Source organism: Aeromonas sp. QDB25, assembly GCF_027707725.1.
Taxonomy (GTDB): domain Bacteria; phylum Pseudomonadota; class Gammaproteobacteria; order Enterobacterales; family Aeromonadaceae; genus Aeromonas; species Aeromonas caviae.
Genome location: NZ_JAPCIZ010000169.1, coordinates 1 through 2,606 on the forward strand (window position 1 = coordinate 1; position 2,606 = coordinate 2,606).

At 54.7% G+C, this 2,606-nt stretch carries 3 protein-coding genes; 1 reads left to right on the forward strand and 2 read right to left on the reverse strand.

Going from position 1 to position 2,606, the window contains the following annotated elements:
- Window positions 1–73: 73 nt before the first annotated feature.
- The gene (locus PG883_RS23105) at window positions 74–697 is read right to left on the reverse strand and encodes a hypothetical protein (RefSeq protein ID WP_171865899.1); all 624 of its coding nucleotides are present in this window, start codon (window positions 695–697) and stop codon (window positions 74–76) included.
- 303 nt (window positions 698–1,000) lie between these two features.
- On the opposite strand from PG883_RS23105, the gene PG883_RS23110 reads away from it, so the two are divergent.
- Window positions 1,001–1,852, forward strand: a complete 852-nt coding sequence (locus PG883_RS23110; protein ID WP_270808396.1) for an OST-HTH/LOTUS domain-containing protein — start codon at window positions 1,001–1,003, stop codon at window positions 1,850–1,852.
- 57 nt (window positions 1,853–1,909) lie between these two features.
- Here PG883_RS23110 and PG883_RS23115 read toward each other — a convergent pair whose 3' ends face one another.
- Window positions 1,910–2,458, reverse strand: coding sequence for a tetratricopeptide repeat protein (locus tag PG883_RS23115; RefSeq protein WP_270808399.1), 549 nt, complete (start codon window positions 2,456–2,458; stop codon window positions 1,910–1,912).
- Window positions 2,459–2,606: the final 148 nt, after the last annotated feature.

Consider the following 2,606-nt stretch of genomic DNA (forward strand, 5'->3'; position numbering starts at 1 on the left):
GCGATTACGTCTGGCGGCAGAGCCGCAGACTGGAAGACGGGAAGTTTCGGCCCTTACGGATGCCCGGAAAACCTTAGCGTACGATTTTTTCCGAATTCTGCGGGCTCCCCCGGTACATCAGATCCCTTCTTTCTGTGCCTACACCAGGAAACCGCGACTTCCACTCATGCGTTTGGAACGCGGCTCTGCACAGCGCCAAAACCGCATCGTCTGGAACAGGGCCTCCCAGTCCGTGGCTATCCAAGATCCTGTTCGTCTCAAAGAGCCAGTTGGCCTCATTTTGTGCGGTACGCAGCGCCGCCGGATGGGATTTATCCCCAAGCTCAGTCTGTCTGACCTCCACCCCAATACGGGCCAATTGCGCTGACAAACCAGGACATGACTGCGCGACGTGCTTATTGATCCGAAGGATGTCTGGTTGACCACGCAATCCACTGCCGGTTAACCACGCATCCTGCAACACCTGCATAAAGCTCAGCGGCTTCTCGCAAGTGGAAAACGCCAGCCAATGCACGCTGGTGCCCGGCACGCTCAATCCGTACAGGATGAGCGGACTCAGCCCGTACATCGAGGCTTCCTTCACACGGATGGGGTCTACCACGGACACAATGCCATGGCGGGGATGTTGAAAGAGATGCTTCGCTATGGAGACGTAGAAGAAATGCTCTCTGATGTGAGTAGGTGACTCTTGCTGCATAACGCACCGCTACGGTTGAGGTGAGGATCCGGACAACTGCCAGTGTAACCCGTGGCGGACGGCATTAGGACTCCTAAGCAACCGCAAAAAGGCAGAAGGAAAGGGGGAGAACAGATCGTCCAGGGAGACGACGTTAGGCATAGGTTCGTATTGTCCTCGCCGGACATCGAGAGGGTAAATCCGCCCACGAAACCCTGGTATCGCGGGCCCCCAGTGACGATACGCCACTCCCCACAACATGCCTGTACCATGGTAATGTGCTTCAACGAACTCATGAGGCAAGCAGCACAAGGACATTACTGCATGGATGGACATGGCCCGGTGAACGATCCGCCGGTATTGACGGCATTAAAAGACCACATCGCCCTGCAGTACGGTCGCTGCCTTCTCAACATGAATAAGTTCGAGATGATACTCAAGGTGGTCTTGCCCACTCTGCGGATCAGCGGAATCCCAGCTGAGCTGGCCGGGCAGATTGAGCGTGAGCGACAGGTACTAGGTAACCAAACACTAGGATATTTGATAACGCAGTTCTGCGAGAGAACGACGGCAGAGGACAAGCCAGAGGTTGATGAGGAGTCCTTCACCGGGCCACATATCAGCATCAGCTATGGTTTCGATGAGGAGTTTGGAGGATGGTTGAACGAAAGGCTCACGCAACTACTGAAGTTACGCAATGAGCTGGTTCACGGCTTCCATGGCCGTTTTGACACCCATTCGGAGGCCAGCTGCCAAGAGGCAATCATCTATCTGGCGGAAGCACTCCACTTCATCAGGGAGAGCTTAAGAACGCTGCACTCCTTGTTGCAATCCTTCAAAAGCAGCCAACAAGCCATGGCGGAAATCGTGAGATCCACACCCTTTGAGCATCAAATTCTCTACGGCAACACCCCAGGCCAACCCGTCGATAACTGGGAAGCCACCACCATCGTGCAACAGCTGCAGCTGGCCGAGGAAGCCCTCGCCATCGACGGCTGGACCCCGCTCAACGACGCGATCCACCACATTCAAACCCACGGGTGGCCGGATTTATCACCCAACCAATACGACTGCAGCAGCTGGCGGGAGGTCATTCACCACACCCAACTCTTCGAGGTAGAAAAGCGCCCTTCGCAGGGTGGGGTGATGACGTGGTATCGAACAAGACAGGGATAAAAGCGCTCACCGGGTAAGCGATGGGGGCCCACTTAGCGCCTCGGGTGCTGGTTGCACCTAGTCTTTCGGTTTGTATTCATCTCTATAGCGCGATAACAGGGTCTTGGCGGCTTCCATATCATCTGGCCGTAACTCAGCCTGGGCCTCGTCGCGCGTTCTACTTGCATCGGCTCCATTCTCTACAGCCAAGGCAGACCACGCATATGCCTCTATGATGTCCTTCTCAAGCACATCTTCGCCACGTAAGTAATACAGACCAAGAAGCTCTTGCGCCGCTGGTTCACCATTCAAGGCAACCTTTCGAAGCCACATGACACCTTTTTTAAAGTCCTTTTCTATGCCATTGGATCCATTCCTGTAGTCCATCGACAGGGAAAATTGTGCGTCTAGATCACCCTCTTCCGCAGACTTTAAGACCAATTCCTGACCTTTCTTGGGATCTGCCTGCACGCCTAAACCGTGGATATACATATGCCCGAGAAAAGATTGGCCCTTTACGCTGCCCTGTTCGGTTGCTTTATTTGCCCATTCGAAGGCCAGCTTCGCATCTCTCTTAACCCCATTGCCTGACAGGTACATTTCGACCAGACGAACTTGCGCCGTCACGTTCCCCTCCGTGGCAGCAACGTGCAGAGAAGGGAGATCCATCTTAAATGCGAAAGGGGACTCCCTCCGACGTAGGTGGGAGGGGAATTTCGCCGGGGCGTCAGCCCCGCTGGTTTTGAATGTATTGCTTGATCACCTCTAACGGCGC